The 20,589-nt window shown below is 38.1% G+C and carries 20 protein-coding genes; 6 read left to right on the top strand and 14 right to left on the bottom strand.

Annotated features, from left to right (window positions below):
* Positions 1–29 precede the first annotated feature (29 nt).
* Positions 30–899 (top strand): phosphoribulokinase, encoded by an 870-nt coding sequence (locus AACQ49_RS02730; protein ID WP_004246875.1) that lies wholly within the window; start codon positions 30–32, stop codon positions 897–899.
* Between the two features lie 88 nt (positions 900–987).
* Here AACQ49_RS02730 and AACQ49_RS02725 read toward each other — a convergent pair whose 3' ends face one another.
* Complete coding sequence (locus AACQ49_RS02725; protein ID WP_004246873.1) at positions 988–1,395, bottom strand: OsmC family protein; 408 nt, start codon at positions 1,393–1,395, stop codon at positions 988–990.
* A gap of 312 nt (positions 1,396–1,707) precedes the next feature.
* On the opposite strand from AACQ49_RS02725, the gene crp reads away from it, so the two are divergent.
* Positions 1,708–2,340 (top strand): cAMP-activated global transcriptional regulator CRP, encoded by a 633-nt coding sequence (gene crp / locus AACQ49_RS02720; protein WP_004246872.1) that lies wholly within the window; start codon positions 1,708–1,710, stop codon positions 2,338–2,340.
* An 87-nt stretch (positions 2,341–2,427) separates the two neighbouring features.
* On the opposite strand, the gene AACQ49_RS02715 is transcribed toward crp, so the two are convergent.
* The 3 genes from AACQ49_RS02715 to ppiA form a co-directional block, all read right to left on the bottom strand.
* A complete protein-coding gene (locus tag AACQ49_RS02715; protein ID WP_004249107.1) occupies positions 2,428–3,645 on the bottom strand; it encodes an aspartate aminotransferase family protein in 1,218 nt (405 codons plus the stop codon).
* Positions 3,646–3,762: 117 nt separating this feature from the next.
* Positions 3,763–4,338, bottom strand: coding sequence for an aminodeoxychorismate synthase component II (locus AACQ49_RS02710; RefSeq protein ID WP_004246870.1), 576 nt, complete (start codon positions 4,336–4,338; stop codon positions 3,763–3,765).
* Positions 4,339–4,710: 372 nt separating this feature from the next.
* Positions 4,711–5,283, bottom strand: coding sequence for a peptidylprolyl isomerase A (ppiA, locus tag AACQ49_RS02705; RefSeq protein WP_004246869.1), 573 nt, complete (start codon positions 5,281–5,283; stop codon positions 4,711–4,713).
* Positions 5,284–5,557: 274 nt separating this feature from the next.
* Here ppiA and yihA point away from each other — a divergent pair, with 274 nt between their 5' ends.
* The gene (gene yihA, locus AACQ49_RS02700) at positions 5,558–6,181 is read left to right on the top strand and encodes a ribosome biogenesis GTP-binding protein YihA/YsxC (protein ID WP_004249106.1); all 624 of its coding nucleotides are present in this window, start codon (positions 5,558–5,560) and stop codon (positions 6,179–6,181) included.
* Between the two features lie 124 nt (positions 6,182–6,305).
* Here the strand turns inward: yihA and AACQ49_RS18415 are convergent, their stop codons facing one another.
* Complete coding sequence (locus tag AACQ49_RS18415; protein ID WP_438361642.1) at positions 6,306–6,353, bottom strand: hypothetical protein; 48 nt, start codon at positions 6,351–6,353, stop codon at positions 6,306–6,308.
* A gap of 286 nt (positions 6,354–6,639) precedes the next feature.
* Here AACQ49_RS18415 and def point away from each other — a divergent pair, with 286 nt between their 5' ends.
* The gene (def, locus tag AACQ49_RS02695; RefSeq protein ID WP_020946372.1) at positions 6,640–7,158 is read left to right on the top strand and encodes a peptide deformylase; all 519 of its coding nucleotides are present in this window, start codon (positions 6,640–6,642) and stop codon (positions 7,156–7,158) included.
* A gap of 223 nt (positions 7,159–7,381) precedes the next feature.
* Here def and polA read toward each other — a convergent pair whose 3' ends face one another.
* The 5 genes from polA to AACQ49_RS02670 all read right to left on the bottom strand — a co-directional run bounded on the left by polA (position 7,382) and on the right by AACQ49_RS02670 (position 13,494).
* A complete protein-coding gene (polA, locus tag AACQ49_RS02690) occupies positions 7,382–10,180 on the bottom strand; it encodes a DNA polymerase I (protein ID WP_161778881.1) in 2,799 nt (932 codons plus the stop codon).
* Positions 10,181–10,490: 310 nt separating this feature from the next.
* The gene (locus AACQ49_RS02685) at positions 10,491–10,889 is read right to left on the bottom strand and encodes a SemiSWEET family transporter (protein WP_004246864.1); all 399 of its coding nucleotides are present in this window, start codon (positions 10,887–10,889) and stop codon (positions 10,491–10,493) included.
* A 681-nt stretch (positions 10,890–11,570) separates the two neighbouring features.
* On the bottom strand, positions 11,571–12,194 hold the full coding sequence (dsbA, locus tag AACQ49_RS02680; protein WP_004246863.1) for a thiol:disulfide interchange protein DsbA: 624 nt from the start codon (positions 12,192–12,194) through the stop codon (positions 11,571–11,573).
* Positions 12,195–12,214: 20 nt separating this feature from the next.
* Positions 12,215–13,210: a serine/threonine protein kinase gene (locus tag AACQ49_RS02675; RefSeq protein WP_004246862.1), complete on the bottom strand. Its 996-nt coding sequence runs from the start codon at positions 13,208–13,210 to the stop codon at positions 12,215–12,217.
* A 14-nt stretch (positions 13,211–13,224) separates the two neighbouring features.
* Positions 13,225–13,494 carry a YihD family protein gene (locus AACQ49_RS02670; RefSeq protein WP_004246861.1) on the bottom strand — a complete coding sequence of 90 codons (270 nt, stop codon included), beginning with the start codon at positions 13,492–13,494 and terminating at the stop codon, positions 13,225–13,227.
* Between the two features lie 218 nt (positions 13,495–13,712).
* On the opposite strand from AACQ49_RS02670, the gene mobA reads away from it, so the two are divergent.
* Positions 13,713–14,297, top strand: coding sequence for a molybdenum cofactor guanylyltransferase MobA (gene mobA, locus AACQ49_RS02665; protein ID WP_049257554.1), 585 nt, complete (start codon positions 13,713–13,715; stop codon positions 14,295–14,297).
* An 11-nt stretch (positions 14,298–14,308) separates the two neighbouring features.
* Positions 14,309–14,827: a molybdopterin-guanine dinucleotide biosynthesis protein MobB gene (gene mobB / locus AACQ49_RS02660; RefSeq protein ID WP_049221038.1), complete on the top strand. Its 519-nt coding sequence runs from the start codon at positions 14,309–14,311 to the stop codon at positions 14,825–14,827.
* An 89-nt stretch (positions 14,828–14,916) separates the two neighbouring features.
* Here mobB and AACQ49_RS02655 read toward each other — a convergent pair whose 3' ends face one another.
* The 4 genes from AACQ49_RS02655 to gorA form a co-directional block, all read right to left on the bottom strand.
* On the bottom strand, positions 14,917–16,575 hold the full coding sequence (locus AACQ49_RS02655; protein ID WP_161778880.1) for an alpha-glucosidase: 1,659 nt from the start codon (positions 16,573–16,575) through the stop codon (positions 14,917–14,919).
* A gap of 269 nt (positions 16,576–16,844) precedes the next feature.
* Positions 16,845–17,342 (bottom strand): RidA family protein, encoded by a 498-nt coding sequence (locus AACQ49_RS02650; protein WP_004246856.1) that lies wholly within the window; start codon positions 17,340–17,342, stop codon positions 16,845–16,847.
* A 40-nt stretch (positions 17,343–17,382) separates the two neighbouring features.
* Positions 17,383–18,804: an NAD(P)/FAD-dependent oxidoreductase gene (locus tag AACQ49_RS02645; RefSeq protein ID WP_004246855.1), complete on the bottom strand. Its 1,422-nt coding sequence runs from the start codon at positions 18,802–18,804 to the stop codon at positions 17,383–17,385.
* A 413-nt stretch (positions 18,805–19,217) separates the two neighbouring features.
* Positions 19,218–20,570, bottom strand: a complete 1,353-nt coding sequence (gorA, locus tag AACQ49_RS02640; RefSeq protein ID WP_004246853.1) for a glutathione-disulfide reductase — start codon at positions 20,568–20,570, stop codon at positions 19,218–19,220.
* Positions 20,571–20,589 lie beyond the last annotated feature (19 nt).

The raw sequence follows: 20,589 nt of genomic DNA, 5'->3' as shown, positions 1-20,589 counted from the left end.
ATAACCCTTATTTTGAAAAGGAACATGATATGTCAATCAAACACCCTATTATTGCTGTTACTGGTTCAAGTGGTGCAGGTACTACTACAACCAGCCAAGCTTTTCGTAAAATATTTCAGCAACTCAACGCCCATGCAGCCTCTATTGAAGGGGATAGTTTTCACCGTTATACACGCCCTGAAATGGATATGGCCATTAGAAAAGCGAAAGAGCAAGGACGGCATATCAGCTATTTTGGCCCTGAAGCCAATGACTTTAATTTATTAAGTTCAACCCTAAGTCACTATAGCCAAACAGGGCAAGGGCAATTTCGCAAATATCTTCATTCTTATGATGAAGCAACCCCTTATAACCAATTACCCGGGACATTTACACCTTGGGAAGCATTGCCAGAAAAAACAGATATTTTATTTTATGAGGGATTGCATGGTGGAGTCGTTACCGATCAACATAATGTCGCTCAACACGTTGACCTATTAGTCGGTGTTGTGCCTATTGTTAACCTTGAATGGATACAAAAATTAATTAGAGACACCACAGAGCGCGGGCACTCTCAAGAAGCGGTGAGAGATTCTGTGGTACGTTCGATGGATGATTATATCAGTTACATCATTCCACAGTTTTCTCGTACTCATATCAATTTCCAACGCGTTCCTACGGTGGATACCTCTAATCCTTTCTCAGCTAAAGCTATTCCAACACTGGATGAAAGTTTTATTGTTATTCGCTTTCGTGGCTTAACCGATATCGATTTCCCCTATCTATTGGCAATGTTGCATGGTTCATTTATGTCGACTATCAATACTATTGTTGTTCCAGGAGGGAAATTAGGCTTAGCGATGGAATTAATCATGGCACCACTGGTGAAGAAATTATTGAATGGTGAAAAAATTAGCTAAAATAGATATGTTATTTTTGACGAAAATAATATCCCCGTATTTTAGGGATATTATTTTATATATTAAAATTTATTTTAAAATATCAAATTTATTCAGGATCTTTAATTTCAAAAGAGTGCGTAATATTGGCCGCTTTTCCTAACATTAAAGAAACAGAGCAATATTTTTCTGCTGATAATTGTACAGCTCGCTCAACAATTTTATCTGTCAACGCTTTACCGGAAACAATGAAATGTAAATTAATATCAGTAAATAAACGAGGTGCCTCTTCACGACGTTTTGATGTTAATTTCACTTCACAATCAGTGACTTGGTGGCGACCTTTACGTAAGATACTCACCACATCAATAGCACTACAACCACCCGCAGCAATTAATACCATTTCCATCGGACTAGGCGCTTTATCACCTGAATTACCATCCATCATAACTTGATGGCCGGAAGATGATTCGCCAACAAAAGATAAATCTTCAACCCATTTAACACGTGCTTCCATTTTATTTTTCCCCTAAATACAACTGAGACTAAAAGAGTACATTCTCATAATTCAACTAGCAATTAGCAAATAGGTTTATTATGCTGACTGCGTAAAACGAGACTTAATGCGTTAACTGTGTTAAAAACAATATCTGCTTGATGATAGTGGTTAAGATCAATGCATTATTTTCTCATTTATTATAATCTATTCCTTATTAACTTTCCGAATTCTCAGGAAGTTAATCGGTAAAGATAGGATTTTAAGCACGCTGTATCAAAAGGGTGTCAATCCGTTTTGAAAGGCTGCATTAACGTACAGAGGATAACGCGAATGGTTCTCGGCAAGCCGCAAACAGACCCGACTCTTGAATGGTTTTTGTCACACTGCCATATTCACAAATATCCATCCAAGAGCACGCTGATCCACCAAGGTGAAAAAGCGGAAACACTTTATTATATTGTTAAAGGTTCCGTGGCTGTTCTTATTAAAGATGAAGAAGGAAAAGAGATGATCCTTTCCTACCTAAACCAAGGTGACTTCATCGGTGAACTTGGATTATTTGAAGAAGATCAAGAACGTAGTGCATGGGTTAGAGCAAAAACAGCCTGTGAAGTAGCAGAAATTTCCTATAAAAAATTCCGCCAATTAATTCAGGTCAATCCTGACATTCTGATGCGCCTTTCCGCTCAAATGGCGAATAGATTACAAACCACATCAGAAAAAGTAGGTAACCTTGCTTTCCTTGATGTAACAGGTCGTATTGCACAAACTTTATTAAATTTAGCTAAACAACCTGATGCAATGACGCATCCTGATGGCATGCAAATTAAAATTACACGTCAGGAAATCGGTCAAATTGTAGGTTGTTCACGTGAAACTGTAGGCCGTATTTTAAAAATGCTGGAAGATCAAAACCTCATTTCAGCACACGGTAAAACTATCGTTGTTTACGGTACTCGTTAAGTTGCATTGAAAACAGCCCATTTAACTGATGGACAGTGATTATTTTGTATGAAACCCCATCGCAATGATGGGGTTTTACATTTGAATTCACTCTGCTTTTACAAACTCATCAAGCGCTTTTCGTAACGCATTCATGCCCTCTTGTAACTCTTCGAGGGTAATAATCAACGCTGGTGTAAAGCGTATTACATCAGCCCCGGCATTTAACATCATTAAGCCATGCTTAGAGGCCAGTGCAAGTAACTCTTTTGCTTTACCTGCATACAGTGGTGCTAACTGCGCGCCAATTAATAAGCCTTGTCCACGAATTTGGGAAAATACAGCATAAGTTTGGTTTATTGCCTGCAATTCATCCACTATCCAACGATGACGCTCACTGACACCTTCTAATACCGCCTGAGTGTTGATTAAATCAAAAGCAGCATTGCCTACTGCACAGGCTAATGGGTTCCCCCCATAAGTCGTACCATGTGTTCCTACCCCCATTACCGAAGCGATATCCTCGGTGGTTAACATCGCACTGAGAGGAAAACCACTACCTAATGCTTTGGCACTGGTAATAATATCGGGCTGTATATCATAGTGCATATAAGCAAATAGTTTACCGGTTCGCCCCATACCCGTTTGTACTTCATCAAGAATTAATAGCGCTTGATGCTTATCACATAGTGTACGTAAGCCATGCATAAACTCCGCTGTCGCCGGTGTCACTCCGCCCTCACCTTGGATAGGCTCCAGTATTACGGCACAAGTATGAGAGTCAATCACGGCTTTTACAGCATCAAGAGAGTTAAAAGGGACATGTATAATATCCGCAGGTTTAGGACCAAAACCATCCGCATATTTAGGTTGTCCCCCAACAGAGACTGTAAAAAATGTTCTACCATGAAAGGCGTGGTGGAAGGCAATTATCTTCGTTTTATAAGGATTATGACGGGTAATAGCGTAATGTCGTGCTAATTTAAGTGCGGCTTCATTAGCTTCTGCCCCAGAATTGGCAAAAAAGACACGCTCAGCAAAAGTATGTTGGATTAATTTCTGAGCTAAACATAATGCCGGCTCATTAGTAAACACATTACTTACATGCCAAAGCTTCTCACTTTGCTCTTGCAGTGCTTTATTCAATAGTGGATGCGCATGCCCAAGCGCTAGAACAGCAATACCACCAGCAAAATCAATATAGGATTTTCCCTGTTGATCCCAAACACGGCTACCTTGCCCTTTAACAGGAATAAAATCTGCTGGTGAATAAATTGGCAACATTACCTGATCGTAAGTTGCCCGATTAATACGTTGATTTATCATTACCCCACCTGACCGACATTTAGCTATACAATGAAAATATAATCACTAAATATGAATAAAAAATCAAATAAGGTTTGATATAAAAGTGGATAATGACGTTAAATTTTCATTATCCAATTAATATTTAAGAAAATTATTTAATAACTCATGCCCTTGTTCACTCAGAATACTTTCAGGATGAAATTGCACACCTTCAATGGGTAAAGTACGATGACGTATCCCCATAATTTCATCAACATTCCCGTCATGTTGGCTCCATGCTGTAACCTCAAAAGGGACAGGCAAGGTTGTCGCATCAATCACTAAAGAGTGATAACGGGTAACGCTTAAAGGTCGATTAAGCCCTTTAAACACCCCTTGCTGATTATGGTGTATTAATGAATTTTTGCCATGCATCACTTCACGGGCTCTGATAACGGATGCACCAAAAGCTTGCCCAATCGCCTGATGACCAAGGCAAACACCTAAAATAGGTATTTCCCCGGCAAATCGCTGTATCGCCTCAAGAGAGATCCCTGCTTCATCTGGCGTGCAAGGTCCCGGAGAGATAACAAGATGTGATGGCATCATCTTTTCTATCTCTTTAAGCCCAATCTCATCATTACGTTTAACAACAACCTCCGCCCCCAGTTCACAAAAATACTGGTAAAGGTTGTAGGTAAACGAGTCGTAATTATCAATAAGTAACAGCATATTAGCTTATCCGACTGATTTTATTATCATTATCTGTTTTAATGCTATTTTGAAACCGTTATATCCCTGACAAAATAGCTCGTTATTCAACCGACCTGGATACAACGAAGCCGATTATCATAGCACAGGTGTAAAATATAAATAGTAAGTAAGAAAAGCTGTTGATTTATTGCGCAATAACAATAATGACGGTGATTATTCATCAATTAAGAGATAAATAAAGCAAACAAGCGCGGTACTAGAAGATCATATGTCAAAAACAAAGATCAGAAATAATTTTTTTGATCGACAATATCCAGAATGTGAGAACGCATTCTGGATATCTGTTCATTGACTGACTTAGGCTAGAGAAGTGTCTAACCTAATCACCCATTATTCTTTAACCACCTCAGCGGATAAAATCGTCACGGTTTTAACGGGTACATTTTGGTAAGGACCAATATTGCGGGTTTGCACTTGTGAAATTTTATCGACAACATCCATGCCTTTCACTACTTTACCAAACACCGCATAACCAAAATCACGTTGACCATGATCTAAAAAGGCATTATCAGCAACATTAATAAAGAATTGGCTTGTGGCACTGTCTTTATCTGATGTACGAGCCATTGCAATGGTGCCTTTTAAGTTACGTAAGCCATTATCAGCCTCATTCTTAATCGGCTCTCGTGTCTGCTTTTGTTGCAAATCTGCCGTAAATCCCCCACCTTGGATCATAAATCCGGGGATCACTCGATGAAAAGTGGTCCCGTTATAGTAACCATCTTCGACATACTGAATAAAATTTTTCGTTGTGATAGGGGCTTTTTTATTATCCAGTGACAGTTCAATATTGCCTTCAGATGTGACTAATTTAACAAAGGTCTCTCCCGTTGCAGCCATTGCAAGGCTTGTTGTTGTCAAGGTGCAAGCGGTAACGAGAGTGACAAAAAAACGTTTTAACATGCAGGGATCCTTTACTTTAATAGTCTACAACTTACTTAATATGCAGCGATTTTAATTCGCTGGGGCAAATAGTGCCAATCATTTACCTTTATTTACGCACAATAAACGCATTTACATCATAACAGGGTAAATTTTCATGTTTAATTACTGTTATAAGTCGCTAAATTACGCCAAAATAGAGGGAATAGTTAATTAATCGATTTTCGATTCTCTATGCAAAACTCATCTTAGTATGCATGAGGAAGCGCATTATTTCAGAGAGGCTTATACCATAATGACCCAATTTAATTACCAAAAAGCACATTTCATTATCAGTGCACCTGATATCCGCCATTTACCACCAGATACAGGAATTGAAATTGCCTTTGCGGGTCGTTCTAATGCGGGTAAATCCAGTGCGTTAAATGCACTAACGCAACAAAATGGATTGGCAAGAACCAGTAAAACACCCGGTCGTACTCAACTTATCAATCTGTTTCAAATTGAGGAAGGACGACGTTTAGTCGATTTACCTGGCTACGGATATGCTCAAGTCCCCGAAGAGATGAAACGCAAATGGCAACGCTCTTTAGGTGAATACCTGCAAAAAAGAGAGTGCTTAAAAGGAGTTGTTATTTTAATGGATATCCGTCATCCATTAAAAGATCTCGATATGCAGATGATTGATTGGGCGGTGGATTCAGAGCTTCCGACTCTCGTCTTGCTCACTAAAGCGGATAAATTAGCATCAGGGGCACGTAAAAAGCAGTTAATGGCGGTACAAAATGCACTGTCAGAAAAATCAGGTGATATACGTGTTGAATGTTTTTCTTCTTTGAAAAAAATAGGCATTGATAAATTACGTAATACGTTAAATGAGTGGTTTACTGATACTAACGAACCAGAGACAGAAGCTTAACTCACTATCCGCTTTATTAGGGGAAAATATGGCTTCCCCTTCCATTCTTAGCATTAATCACTCGTGCAAATTTTAGATAAAAAAATGCCCCAGTCGAAATAAAGTCGACTGGGGCAGCTAATATTCAGCTAAATCCGATTACGTGAAGTAAAAGGTCTGAAAGATAGAACATCTTACCTCTGTACCCTACAAGAGATAATGTACTCTATTTTTTTGGCTAATAAAAGCCCTTTTGTAATTTTTTTTCACATGCAAACACGATTCAGCTTGATGTTTATGTATTCAAACGCTCAATAAATGTAGTTTAATTACATATTTATGAGATCTAAATCACCTGTAAAAAGTGCTTAAAAATAAAACAAATCACACAAAATGTGCGGTTTATACAGACTAATTTTGTGATAGGCTTATCGCGAGACCGTAATAAATTTGTAAATTAGCGATAAAATGAGGTATTCATGGCTGTATTAACGCTACTGCATTTTCCTGATGAGCGACTACGCAAAGTTGCTACACCTGTGGAAAAAGTAGATGACGAAATACGCACATTAATCGATGACATGATTGAAACCATGTACGCAGAAAGAGGAATTGGCTTAGCGGCTCCTCAGGTTAATGTCTCTAAACGTATTGTCGTTATTGATGTTTCTGAAAATAGAGATCAACCCATTGTTCTTATTAACCCAGAAATTATCAGTACTGAAGATGAAATAATGGATATGATGGATGGTTGTCTTTCTATCCCAGACTCTTTTGCTCCCACACAACGCTTTCGCTACTTAAAAGTCAAAGCACTAGATAGAAATGGTGATGAAATCGAGCTAGAAGCAGCCGATCTCTTTGCTGGCTGTATTCAACATGAGCTAGATCACCTCAATGGTAAACTATTTATAGACCATTTATCGCCGTTAAAACGTCAACGTATCGAGAAAAAACAGAAAAAATTAAGCAAACTCAATAGCACCCAAGTTGCTTAATGGAATGTATTTAACTTTTGATATTGTTAATACTAATGACTTTTATAGTGTAAGCTCAGTCAAACAACTGGGCTTTTTATTTTTTATCCCCCCACAATTCCTATTGTTCCCCTTCCCTAGCTTTAAATATAGCAAAGCGGGAAAACCTTATAGCTATCCCGCTTAAATTCATCAGTTAAAAAACCATACTGATATCTATTATAAACAAAGTGTTATCTCGTCATTAATGGGCTTCATCCCAGTTATTACCGACTCCGACTTCGACCTTCAGTGGAATAGCAAGCTCCATGCTACTTTCCATGAGCTTATGGATCATCGCATTTGCTTTTTCTAAATATGACTCTCGTACCTCAAACACTAATTCATCGTGTACCTGCATAATCATATGTACATCATCAGGGCATTCATGACAGATCCAATTATCCACCGCAATCATTGCTTTTTTAATGATATCGGCTGCTGTTCCCTGCATAGGTGCGTTAATCGCTTCACGCTCTGATGCTTTACGTCGGATCGCATTTTTAGAATTAATCTCTGGCAGATATAAACGGCGTCCATCTAGCGTTTCCACATAGCCTTGCTGTGACGCTTGTTTACGGGTACGCTCCATATAATCTAATACCCCTGGATAACGTTCAAAATAGAGATCCATATATCGCTGTGCTTCTTTTCGTTCAACACCAATCTGCTGTGATAAACCAAATGCGCTCATACCATAAATAAGACCAAAGTTGATCGCTTTCGCACTACGACGTTGTTCAGAGGTGACTTCGTCTAAAGGTATACCAAACACTTCAGATGCAGTAGCTCGGTGAATATCTTTCCCTTGAGCAAAAGCATCAAGCAAACCTTTATCTTGCGATAAATGCGCCATAATACGTAATTCGATTTGAGAATAGTCGGCAGCAACTATTTTAAAACCATCACGGGCAATAAACGCTTGGCGAATACGACGCCCCTCTTCATTTCTTACTGGAATATTTTGCAGATTAGGATCACGAGAAGATAAACGTCCTGTCGCAGTCACCGCCTGATGATATGAAGTATGCACCCGCTTAGTTTTACTATTGACCATCAACGGCAATTTATCCGTATAAGTCGATTTTAATTTTGCCAATCCACGATGTTCTAAAATTAAACGAGGTAACTCATGACGATGCGCTAACGCTTCTAACACTTCTTCATTTGTTGAAGGGGCACCTTTTGGCGTTTTCTTGATAATAGGAAGATTGAGTTTTTCAAATAAAATCTCTTGTAATTGCTTAGGTGAAGAGAGATTAAATTCTTGCCCTGCTAACGCGAATGTCTCTTTTTCAATCTCAGCTAAACGTTGAGTGATTTCTTGGGATTGCATGGCAAGCACTTGTGCGTCAATCAATACGCCCTTACGCTCCATGCGTGAAAGCACAGGGACTAATGGCATCTCAATATCGTGATAAACGTGTTTTAGCGGTGCAATCGCCTCTATTTGAGGATAAAGCGCTTGATGCAGTAACAAGGTAATATCAGCATCTTCCGCTGCATATAAGGTCGCTTGTTCAACCTCAATCTGATTAAAGGTAAGTTGCCCCTTACCTTTACCAGCAATCTCTTCAAATGTCGTCGTTTTATGATTTAAATGCTTTTCCGCTAAGGTATCCATATCATGGCGGCTACTCACACTATTTAAGACATAAGACTCCAACATGGTATCAAAATAAATACCGTTTAATTCGATGCCTTCATTTTCCATAATGCCGCGGTCGAATTTCAGGTTTTGCCCAATTTTTAAGATGGTTTTATCTTCTAAAATCGGTTTTAAAGCAGTTAGTACCTCATCAACAGGTAATTGCTCTGGTGCATCTAGATAATCATGACGCAATGGAATATAAGCGGCCTTGCCAGGCTCTACCGCAAATGACAGACCGATTAAACGTGCATCAATATTATTCAAGCTATCTGTTTCAGTATCAAAAGCAAAGGCGGGCGCTTTTTTCAGTACCTCAACCCAGCGCATTAAGCTTTCATGAGTCAATATAGACTCATAGTTCTCTTGAGAGATAACCGGAAAATTGTCTGCAGCTGGCTGCTCTTTGGGTGTTGCGACTTCTGCACTATAGGGGACTGGCGCTTTACGGCTACTGCGTTGAGCTAACCAACCACCATTTTGTAAGTCACTTATCCAGCGTTTAAATTCATAACGCGTAAACATTTCAAGTAACTTATCTAAATTAGGTTCATTAACCACTAAGTCATCAAAGGTTTTATCAAGCGCTACATCTGTTTTAATTGTCGCTAATTGATAAGAAAGTTTGGCAACTTTCTCATGTTCAACCATTTTAGCGCCAAGTGTTTTCGCACCTCGGAAACTCAATGTGGCTATTTTATCAAGCTGTTGATAAATATCCTCTAAGCTACCAAGTCCTTGCAATAGCCCTAATGCTGTTTTTTCACCCACCCCCGGAACACCGGGAATATTATCTGATGAGTCACCCATCAGGGCGAGAAAGTCGATAATCAACTCCGGTGGCACCCCATATTTTTCTTTAACTTCATCGGGGCCTAAAATAACATTCGTCATCGTGTTGATAAGTGTGATATTGGGCGTAACTAGCTGTGCCATATCTTTATCACCGGTACTGATTAACACATTACGACCATCACTGGCTGCTTTTAATGCCAATGTGCCAATCACATCATCAGCTTCGACGCCAGTAATAGAAAGTAACGGTAAGCCCATAGCTTGAACCATTTCATGCAAAGGCTCAATCTGCTCACGCAGATCATCTGGCATTGGTGGGCGATTAGATTTATATTCCTCATACAACTCATCACGGAATGTTTTGCCTTTAGCATCAAACACAACCGCCACATGACTAGGCTTATACTGAATTATTAGGCTGCGTAGCATGTTTAACACACCATACATCGCCCCTGTGGGTTCACCTTTGCTATTAGTTAGCGGAGGAAAAGCATGATAGGCACGATAAAGGTATGAAGAGCCATCTACAAGGATAAAGGGGTTTTCTGCTATCTGGACCATAATCTGTTCATCATTGTTCTGAGGTTCATTGATATGACTAGAATGCCACATTGCAACGCAATAGACGAATATTACCTGAGATTATTGACAAACTTCTTATCACGATAGACAGATATAATTATCGGTTAGTCACCGACAATCATTGATTCGAATAAATCAAGCAGATCAATTTTATCTTAATAAAAAGACGATAAATATTATTCGTTTTTATACAAAATAATGACTAAAAATAATATAGAAACACCTCAATAATATATGGTTATTTATATTCTCTATATTATTTTTAATAAAATACGGTATAGTTAATTAATTAAATAATTGCAGTAAGGCAAGCAATAGTACCAAATAGAATACCGGGAGCATTAGCAATCGCAACGGGATATTCTTTACTTTTCACGCCATAATAAGTCCATAATAAACAGTTTATGGCTGCAACAAAAGGCTGAAATGGGCTAGTTTTAATGCCATTAAGATTGTCCATTATTTGTGGAATATAAGAGACATACATACCACAGGCAGTGACTGTTGCAATCCAACTGACTAATGTGACAATATTAATTTCATTTAGCGTGGCGAGTTTCTGTTTAATTTTCCTCATTAATTTATTTATTGGGTTATTCGCTAATCTAATTCCACGATAAGGAACAAGGCTTGTTGAGGTAGATTCATCGAGTAAAGTAAGATTTTCAGGATCTGTTTCGTTTTGCATCACGCCTCCTACTGTTATTTATCCAATATATAAGAATGAATTTTTTATATTGGATAATAAATATAACTATTACCAGTTCTAGCATAAGTAAAAGAATATTGTCAAATAAGCAAAATGGGAGAATAAAGCAGTTAAATTAAATGATAAATAATCATTATTAACATAAAATCTACATTCTTCATTATTCTAAGAGGTTAACTATATTAACATTTCCAAACACTAAGCAATTACACTTAGCAGCGAAAAATAATAAACTAAAATATAACAAGTTATTGCTTCTTTACCTAAAAAAATTAGCGCAACACAACCATAAACAAGGAACCAAAAGAGTCAGTTCGTTAATATTGATTTACAGTAATATTACAGACTATTTCCCTGACATTACATTGTTTGTGTTATTCATGAATATCCTGTGGATAACTCTGTGAGTATTTTTGTAACCCTATCTATATTAAGTGATTAAGTCTATTTTCACTTTATTAACATAATTAAAAAATCAATGACTTACGATGCATTACTAATTATATTGAATTAATTAGATATACATCAATTAATGTGGATAGTTATATTATGAAGGAAATATGAAGAATAAAAAAATGGCACTCACAAACAGTGGGTGCCATTTTTATCTAACATTGGTAGCTATTTCTACTTATCTATCAATTAGCAATAATTGATCAATTATTTTTTCATCAGTAATTGATTGACGACATCAGAATAAGCTTTTGCATACTCTTCTGGTGATTTAGCACTAATGCCATCATTTTTCATTTTATATTTACCATCAATAACCATTGCCGGTACACCATTAATTTGGAAATCAGTTACCGCATTTTGTTGTTGGCTTACCAATGAGTTAACCACAAAACTATTAATTGCTGCATCATAATCTTCCGCTTTTACCCCTGCATTAATAAAGGTAGTGCGAATATCATCAACAGAGCGAATAGATTGTGTTTCTTGTATTCCTTTAAATAAGGCTGGAGAGACTTGGTCTTCAACACCTAATGCAATAGCAACCGCCCATGCACGGGTCATCTCTTTACCTAACGGCCCTAAGAAGTCAACGTGGTAACGAGCCATTTTGGTGTTTTCTGGTACATTTTTTTCAACTGTGCTATTGACCTTATACACTTCAGAAAACTGATAGCAATGAGGGCAATAAAAAGAGAAAAATTCAACCACTTGTGGAGCACCTGCAACAGGCTTAGAAAGGTTTGTATACTGCTTACCTTCAGAAATATCGGCAGCTGAAACACCAAATGCTAACACCATACTTGCTAACGCCAGCCAAATTTTTTTCATTTCGTATTATCTCCTAAAAATTAATACATTGGGCTAAGTTGTAAAGGTGGCTCATTTAATTGCTCCACTTGCCCTTTAAATAAAGCGAGTTGTTTAAACCAAAAGTCTTGCTCTTGAAACCAAACAAAGGTTCTTGGAAAAGCAGGATCCTTCCAGCGCTTTAATACCCATGCGATATAATGCACCATTCTCATCGCACGTAGAGGTTCAATTAATGATAGTTCTCTCACATCAAAATCTTGATATTCATTATAAGACTCAAGCAATGTATCTAGCTGTATAAGCTGATCTTGCTTTGAGCCACTTAATAACATCCAAAAATCTTGAATTGCACTTCCCATACGAGAATCATCAAAATCAACCATAACGACTTCATCACGCCACAATATATTGCCGGGATGACAATCCCCATGTAGTCGTAATTTTTTCCATGTTGAGTCTGATAATTTAGGACTCACTTCATGAATAATTTTATCAATAGCATCAATAAATTGAGATTTTAATTGCGTTGGAACTAAATCACTTTGTTCAAATTCTAATTTTGGCGCGACCAAATAGTCCGCAACAGACAGTGTCGGCCGATATTGATAGCTCTTTTTTCTACCTATTTGGTGAATACGTCCTAATGTCCGCCCCACCTCTTCAAGCTGAAATAGATTATCAGTTTCATATGCTCTTCCCCCAATACTTGGGAATAATGCAAAATAAAACCCTTCATTAGAAAGATGAACTGTTTCGCCTTTTACCTCGATAGGCGCTGCGACAGAAACCTGTGCCTCTTTTAGCGCTAAAACAAATTCATGTTCTTCTTTTATTTGTGAATAGCTCCAACGTTGAGGACGATAAAATTTCACCACATAACGTTGTTTGTGCTCATCCATAAACTGAAAAACACGATTTTCGTAGCTGTTTAATTCCGTCAGCCCTGAATCAGGATAAAACCCAATATTAATTAGCGCATCCCAAATACTATCGGGAGACAATCCTTGAAAATTAAATGAGGCAGATATGGCCATGTCCTATCCTGAAATTAATCTTTAATCACACCGCGAGCACGTAAAATAGCTGTTTTGAAATCTTCTTCATAATCTTTCTTCAGCCCAGGAATAACATCTGTGGGTGCGGTATTGCGCATTTTTAGATGATAGATCAAAATATCATCAGTTAGATCAGCAAGTTGACCTTTAAAACCTGCTTCATCCGCCAGTTTCTGTAATAATTGAACTAAGTTTAAATCAGAATGCTCTTCCCATACTGGGTGCAATAATTCCATCACTTCATTAAGACGGTGACATTTCATACAAAAAATCCTTATTATTAAAATAACAACAAAGTACCAAGTATTCTCTAAGAGAAAAAGACAACCTCTGTCAATCTGCGTAAATATTACGCTTTTTTAAAAAAATTGCTGTTGCTTTACATGTAACCAGAATAAGTTCGTGCTTTCTATTACTATATCGTCTTTACTTGATAAGTATTGTTCGCAATTTTTCGCAAACTCATTCACAAATATTGACTATGAAAAACCAGAATATCACAGGCGGTATACTCGCCGGTGGCCAAGCTACTAGAATGGGAGGCGCTGATAAAGGGCTTCAACTCTTACATGGGCTACCTTTATACCTCCATATTGCCCAAAAGTTATCACCACAGGTTGCCTCTATTCTGATTAGTGCAAACCGTAATCTGGAACGCTATCGCCAAAGCCAGTATCCTGTTATCACCGATGAAACCAGTGATTTTTCCGGTCCTTTAGCTGGAATGCTGGCATTATTAAAACAAGCTCAAACCCCTTGGGTTGTGTTTGTTCCTTGTGATGTCCCCTATTTTCCTAGCAACTTGGTTGAAACGCTCTATCGTCACAAAGGGGATGCCTTAGCCGTCTATGCCGACGATGGGCAGCGAGAGCATCCAACACTGGCACTGTTAAATCGTTGTCTTATTCCAACACTTGAGGCTTATCTCGCTCAAGGTGACCGTAAATTAATGCTATTTATGCGCCAAATCGCCGCTAAACCGGTTTTATTTGCTAATCAGGCCACAGCCTTTATTAATTTAAACACACCTGAAGATATAGCAAACGCCAATCACATAGCAAAATAGGAGCTCATAAGATGACACAAAATCAGTTACCGCTGTTAGGGATCACCGCTTGGAGTGGTACAGGTAAAACAACCTTACTAAAAAAACTTATTCCTTTGTTGCGTAACAGAAATATTCGGGTTGGTATGATAAAACATACCCATCATGATATGGATGTCGATAAACCAGGCAAAGACAGCTATGAACTTAGAAAAGCCGGAGCCGAACAAACATTAGTCGCTAGTCAACAACGTTGGGCATTAATGACCGAAACCCCTGATTTAGCTGAGCTGGATTTGTACTATCTCGCTTCTCGTTTTGATGCAAGTAAACTCGATATGATTTTAGTGGAAGGTTTCAAAACAGAGGCTATCCCTAAAATTGCACTTTACCGCCATATCAATGAGCGAAGTGTTAATGAGTTACTGGATGAACATGTGATTGCACTAGCTAGTGATAGTGATTTAGACACATCCCTCCCACTGCTAGATATTAATTCGCCAGAAGCTATTGCTAAATTTATTAGTGATTGGCTACAACAGCAAAAATAACATTTCATCTTTTTTCAATAAAGCTTAACAAGCATTATCACAAAGAAGGAAGAATATTTCCCTTCTTTGTGACCAACGAAAATAACATACTAAGAAAAAATGACAGCCTGATAGGGCTGGAGAACAAGATCACCTTGTTTATTTGTCACTATTGGACTGTTATGCAGATAAAGGTGTTCGATACTTACCGACAATACTTTTTCTTCCTGACTAAAATTACAGTAAATATTAACGGATTTTTCTTGATGAGTTCGCTTGAAGGCAATCACATTATCAGGAGCAGTAAGTGGTGTGAATATCCCATAAATTAAAATATCGCTGATTTCTGAGTGACGTCTTAATGTAATTAGTTGTTGGTAATAAGCAAAAAGAGAAGTTTTATCTTGACGTTGTTGCTCTGCATTAATTTTTTTATAATTCGGGTTTATCTTTAGCCACGGTTTTCCTACCGTAAAGCCCGCATTATTCTTATTATTCCACTGAAAAGGAGTTCTTGAATTATCCCGACTACGATCATTAAAATATGCCATCATCTGTTCATCGCTATAACCCAAATTTTTACCCCATTCATATAATTTGGCTACATGCAGATCATTATGTTCTTCAAGCGTCATAGGACAATTTGTCATACCTATTTCTTGCCCTTGATAAATAAAGGGTGTGCCGCGTTGTGTTAATAAAAAAGTGGCTAACATTTTGGCACTGATGGAGTCAATCGTCTCTTTAGGAATAAATTTATTTAATGAACGCGGTTGATCATGATTTTCAAGATAAGGAGCTCCCCAACCTACACGCTGGGTGTCTAATTGACTTTTGATAAAGACAGGTTTTAATTTTTCACCAGTAATAGGCGCTGTTGTGAATGGTTTTTGATGATAAATATCTAGATCAGCAATACTGAAATCGAATACCATTGAAAAATAGCCATTTTCCCCTACATAATTCTGTAGATCTTTTTCTGGTACATCAATTTCAGCAACCGTCATACAGTTAGCGGGCTTAAACGTTTTTTCTGCTAATTCAGTTAAAAATTTATCTATCCCCGGTTGGTTCAATACCCAAGGTACTAATGAAGCGCTACCATCATCTTTATCAGGTTCGAAGTGATGTACCGACAAGGCTTCAGGTGATTTTTTTAAATTACCAATAGCATCAATACGAAATCCAGCAACACCTTTTTTGATCCAGACGTTTATCATATCGATAATATCTTGGCGTAATTGTGGCTCCTCCCAATTTAAATCCGGTTGTTCAGGACCGAACGAATTAAAATACCAACGATCAGTATTTTCAACACGACTCCAAACAGAGCAGTCAAAGTAGGTACGTAAATTATTTGGTGGTATCGATTTATCCCATTGTTTAAAAATATAATAATCAGCATAAGGGCTATTGGGATCGCTAAGCGCGGATTTAAACCATGGATGCTCATTGGAAGTATGATTTAATACTAAATCGAGTAAGATTTTAATATCGCGTTTTTTCGCTTCCCTGATTAAATTATCTAGCGCTTTATTATCGCCAAAAATAGGATCGACGATAGAATAGTCAGCAATATCATAACCATTATCCTTCATCGGAGATTTAAAAATCGGACATAACCAGATAACGTTGGTTCCTAAGGATTGTATATAATCTAATTTTTCGTTGATCCCCGATAAGTCACCAATCCCATCACCATTACTATCAAAAAAACTCTTCGGATATATTTGGTAAACTACGGCCTCTTTCCACCAAGCACTAGACATATCATCACCTCACAAAGATAACATCGTAAAAAAGGAAGGGTGCCTTAATTAATATTAGATCATATGTAGGGATTAGATTAACCTAGAAAAATATAGATAAGTTTATGGCAAGAAAATATAGCAAACTGAATAAAATAAATTAATGATACTAATGCCTCATTAAACTAGATGGTCAATCTACAAAATAAAAAAACGCTAAAGAAAGTTGCCCTTCTCCAGCGTTTTATAAAATTGGTTTACCTTAAAATAAGGTAAAATACAGGGGGTCTTTATTTAGCAGGACGAACTGCAATCACTTCAATTTCTACACGCCATGCTGGATTAGCCAACTTAGCCACTTGGAATGCTGAACGTGCTGGTAATTGATTGGTTTTTGAAGCGTCATAGAACTTAGAATAACCGTTCATAAAGCCTTTAAAATCCATAGTGCCGTTATTCTCTTCACCACCAACTAAGAATACTTGCATCTTAACCACGTCTTTCATATCAAGACCAAGGTTATTCAGGTTAGTTTTGATTTGTTCTAAAACATTAATAGTTTGCTCTTCGGTATTACCGTAAGAAGCTAATTCACCTTCTGGTGCATCTGCGGATTTCTTAGTAGGCACTTTACCACTTAAGAAAACCAGATTATTACCTGCGTTAATTTCAACTGCTTCTGAAATAGGCATACCGTCTAATTTATGATGCACAACATTCTCCGCTGCATTTGCACTTGCTACACCGAACACGAAAGGTAAAGCAACAAGTAGACTTTTATAGCGCATGAAAACTCCTTAATGTGTTTAATTACAGTAAAACAAGGGTTTACTTCTTAAAACGATCCAAACTAAACGGCGTTGGATCAATAACAGGTTTCTTGCCCATGACAATATCAGCGGTCACTTCACCCGCTGCCGGGCCTTCGGTCATACCCCACACTGTTGCCGTGTTAATCACTAAGCCTGGGTATTCTTTGACCTCAGAAATGATAGGTAATTCATCAAATGTTGGACTCACAACGGCACCCCAACGTTCAACAACTTCTGATTTTTCAAATACTGGGAATTCTGTTTTCATTCTTTGGAAAACAGCATCTAAGTGTTGCGTATTTTGTGTTGCCGTGGCAACTCGGAATTGTTCGAATGGTGTTTTTTCATCTAAATTCCAAGAGGTCGGCATTTTAAATGAATTAAATAGATCTTCACCAATAGAGAATTCCAACGGTAACTCTCCGCCACCTAATAAGTGCATAAATTTAGGCCCTAGCAGGAAGCTATCTTTGACTATTGAACTCGTAAAGATACGTGGTGCAACGGCATAAGTACCATCCGCTTGCTCGCGGAAATGAATACCATTAGGTAAATGCACATTACCACGTGGTGCACCAGGAACCCCTGAGACACGTTGTTGTGATAGATATACATTGAGCGTTGGGATATCAATACCCATATTGCCCATAAATAAACGCGACCAGATACCCCCGGCGAGTACAACTTGAGACGTTTTAATCGCCCCTTTCTCACTCACCACATCAGAGATTTTACCCCCCGCAGTTTCAATACCTCTTACTGCACAGTTGGTATAAATTTTCACACCAATTTGTTTGGCATAACGAGCGAGTGCAGGTGTGCCTGTTTCAGGATCAACAGAGCCTGAATCTTCTTCAAATGCAGCAACAGTCCATGGCGTTTGAGCACCGACTAAGCGATTTGATAGCTCTTCACCTTTAATGATGCGAGTATTTAATGGTGTATCAAAACCTGCCGCTTCTTTAGCTGTTTTGATCCACGCTTGAGCTTTATCTAATGCTTTTTCATCCGCCAGCGCTTCTACACGACCTTGAGTACGATAACTGGTATCTGCACCAATTTTCTCATTCATGCCACGCCATAATATTTTCCCATAATGGTGTAATGGGAAGATTTCTGGTGATGTTTGGTAACTAATAATTTGGCTGTATGCACGGCCTGATTGCTCACCGGCAATCTGACCCTTTTCTAAGATAGTGACACTCATACCACGTTCAGCAAGGTTAATAGCGGTCATGATCCCCTGAATACCGGCACCAATAATCACTACATCTGCTTCTTTAGGAAGAGCCCCTTGCGTACCTTCAACAAATGATGCTCTAGATTTAGCTTCCACAAATTTGCCGTCACGGCGAACCATTGGAACTAAAGCCGCACCACCTGCTAAAACGCCCGCAGCACCAACACCTAAAAGTAGCTTTCTCCTTGAAATGTTCATCTTTTACCTCAGTAATAGTCTTACTATTTATATTGTTATTAGATTATTTTTTAGAGGCTTTATAATATCATGTTTTATTATAATGTTAATGAATATAATAATTTGTTAATAATACTAATAAGACATAATACCATTAGAAACATTATGGTTACTTATAAAAAAAAACCTATTGATAATAAAGTGGAACAAAAGAGTCGAAATAAGTATTAACTTGAATTAAAAGGAAAAGTATGTCTTAGATGGAGGTATTGATAAGAAAGGGTATAAATATTTTATTAACATTTAACGACTGATGTTGTATTTAAAGCGACCATTTATGCAGATAAAATAAATAGACTCGATAGCACGATTAGCTAAAATAAACAGCGAATACCACTATAGTAGTACTCGCTTTTTAATTAAATGTGAAAAAATTAACGCATTGTCACAAATTCTTCCGCCGCCGTTGGGTGGATAGCAACAGTATCATCAAAATCTTTCTTCGTGGCACCCATTTTTAATGCCACTGCAAAACCTTGCAACATTTCATCCATGCCAAAACCAATACCGTGGATTCCGACAATTTTTTCTTCAGCACCCACACAGACTAATTTCATCCGACAAGGCTGACGATGGCGTGTCACTGCACTATACATGGCAGTAAAAGAAGATTTATAGACTTTCACTTGCTCAGCGCCATATTGCTCAATAGCTTGAGGTTCCGTTAAACCCACAGTACCAATAGCTGGGTGACTAAATACCACTGTTGGAATATTGGTATAATCTAAATGTTCATTAGGTTTATTATTAAATAATCGCTCTGATAAACGACGTCCAGCGGCTACCGCAACAGGGGTTAATTCTACCGCACCTGTATTATCACCTACGGCATAAATACCGGGCACATTGGTATTTTGGAATTTATCAACCTGAATATACCCTTTTTCATTTAGCTTAACACCCGTAGCCGCTAAATTGATATTATCTGTAGCAGGTTCACGACCAATCGCCCAAATTAAAGTATCTACCGTCTGCTCTAAGCCATTTTCAAGTTGTAACGTTAAGCTACCGTCGGCATTTTTAACCACAGCTTTAGGAACTGCATGGGTGTGTAATTTAGGCCCTTCCGCTTCCATGACTTCCACCAGCGTATCGACGATTAGTGGATCAAAACTACGTAATGGTGCATGTTTACGCACAAATAAGTGTGTTTCACTCCCTAACGCATTTAATACACCCGCTAATTCAACAGCAATATAGCCGGCACCCACAACAGCAACACGTTTTGGTAATGCGCTAAGTTCGAAGAAACCATCAGAGTTAATACCATATTCAGCCCCTGGAATGTTTGGCTGAATAGGACGGCCTCCCGTGGCGATAAGTATATTATCTGCGGTAATTTTTTCACCGTTTACTTCAATAGTATGCGCATCAACAAAACGGGCAAAGCCTTGGATAACATCAACTTTATTATTACCTAATACACGTTCATAAGATTGGTGGATACGATCAATATAAGCAGTACGGCTACTGATTAATGTATCCCAATCAAAACGGTTTACTGTAGTATCAAAACCATAATCAGGACCGTATTGATGAATTGCTTCGGCAATTTGCGCAGCATGCCACATCACTTTTTTCGGGACACAACCGACATTAACGCAAGTGCCACCTAGCGCTTTCGCTTCAATTAATGCACATTTTTGGCCATACATAGCCGCTCTATTGATTGATGCGATGCCACCACTACCGCCACCAATGGCGATATAATCGTAATGTTTGCTCATAATTGATCTAATCCATTTA

It is taken from the genome of Proteus sp. G2675, assembly GCF_963886535.1.
Lineage (GTDB): Bacteria > Pseudomonadota > Gammaproteobacteria > Enterobacterales > Enterobacteriaceae > Proteus > Proteus mirabilis.
Note: the sequence above shows the minus strand (reverse complement) of the source record. Positions and strands in the feature narration are given on the sequence as shown.

Excerpts from the sequence above, each read along its gene's own strand:
- dsbA (WP_004246863.1), bottom strand. The coding sequence starts at position 12,194 with ATGAAAAAAATTTGGCTGGCGTTAGCAAGTATGGTGTTAGCATTTGGT.
- AACQ49_RS02725 (WP_004246873.1), bottom strand. The coding sequence starts at position 1,395 with ATGGAAGCACGTGTTAAATGGGTTGAAGATTTATCTTTTGTTGGCGAA.
- polA (WP_161778881.1), bottom strand. The coding sequence starts at position 10,180 with ATGGTCCAGATAGCAGAAAACCCCTTTATCCTTGTAGATGGCTCTTCA.
- AACQ49_RS02655 (WP_161778880.1), bottom strand. The coding sequence starts at position 16,575 with ATGTCTAGTGCTTGGTGGAAAGAGGCCGTAGTTTACCAAATATATCCG.
- AACQ49_RS02710 (WP_004246870.1), bottom strand. The coding sequence starts at position 4,338 with ATGCTGTTACTTATTGATAATTACGACTCGTTTACCTACAACCTTTAC.
- ppiA (WP_004246869.1), bottom strand. The coding sequence starts at position 5,283 with ATGTTAAAACGTTTTTTTGTCACTCTCGTTACCGCTTGCACCTTGACA.
- def (WP_020946372.1), top strand. The coding sequence starts at position 6,640 with ATGGCTGTATTAACGCTACTGCATTTTCCTGATGAGCGACTACGCAAA.
- AACQ49_RS02685 (WP_004246864.1), bottom strand. The coding sequence starts at position 10,889 with ATGCAAAACGAAACAGATCCTGAAAATCTTACTTTACTCGATGAATCT.
- AACQ49_RS02675 (WP_004246862.1), bottom strand. The coding sequence starts at position 13,210 with ATGGCCATATCTGCCTCATTTAATTTTCAAGGATTGTCTCCCGATAGT.
- AACQ49_RS02650 (WP_004246856.1), bottom strand. The coding sequence starts at position 17,342 with ATGCGCTATAAAAGTCTACTTGTTGCTTTACCTTTCGTGTTCGGTGTA.
- yihA (WP_004249106.1), top strand. The coding sequence starts at position 5,558 with ATGACCCAATTTAATTACCAAAAAGCACATTTCATTATCAGTGCACCT.
- gorA (WP_004246853.1), bottom strand. The coding sequence starts at position 20,570 with ATGAGCAAACATTACGATTATATCGCCATTGGTGGCGGTAGTGGTGGC.
- mobA (WP_049257554.1), top strand. The coding sequence starts at position 13,713 with ATGAAAAACCAGAATATCACAGGCGGTATACTCGCCGGTGGCCAAGCT.
- mobB (WP_049221038.1), top strand. The coding sequence starts at position 14,309 with ATGACACAAAATCAGTTACCGCTGTTAGGGATCACCGCTTGGAGTGGT.
- AACQ49_RS02670 (WP_004246861.1), bottom strand. The coding sequence starts at position 13,494 with ATGAAATGTCACCGTCTTAATGAAGTGATGGAATTATTGCACCCAGTA.
- AACQ49_RS02645 (WP_004246855.1), bottom strand. The coding sequence starts at position 18,804 with ATGAACATTTCAAGGAGAAAGCTACTTTTAGGTGTTGGTGCTGCGGGC.
- AACQ49_RS02730 (WP_004246875.1), top strand. The coding sequence starts at position 30 with ATGTCAATCAAACACCCTATTATTGCTGTTACTGGTTCAAGTGGTGCA.
- crp (WP_004246872.1), top strand. The coding sequence starts at position 1,708 with ATGGTTCTCGGCAAGCCGCAAACAGACCCGACTCTTGAATGGTTTTTG.
- AACQ49_RS02715 (WP_004249107.1), bottom strand. The coding sequence starts at position 3,645 with ATGATAAATCAACGTATTAATCGGGCAACTTACGATCAGGTAATGTTG.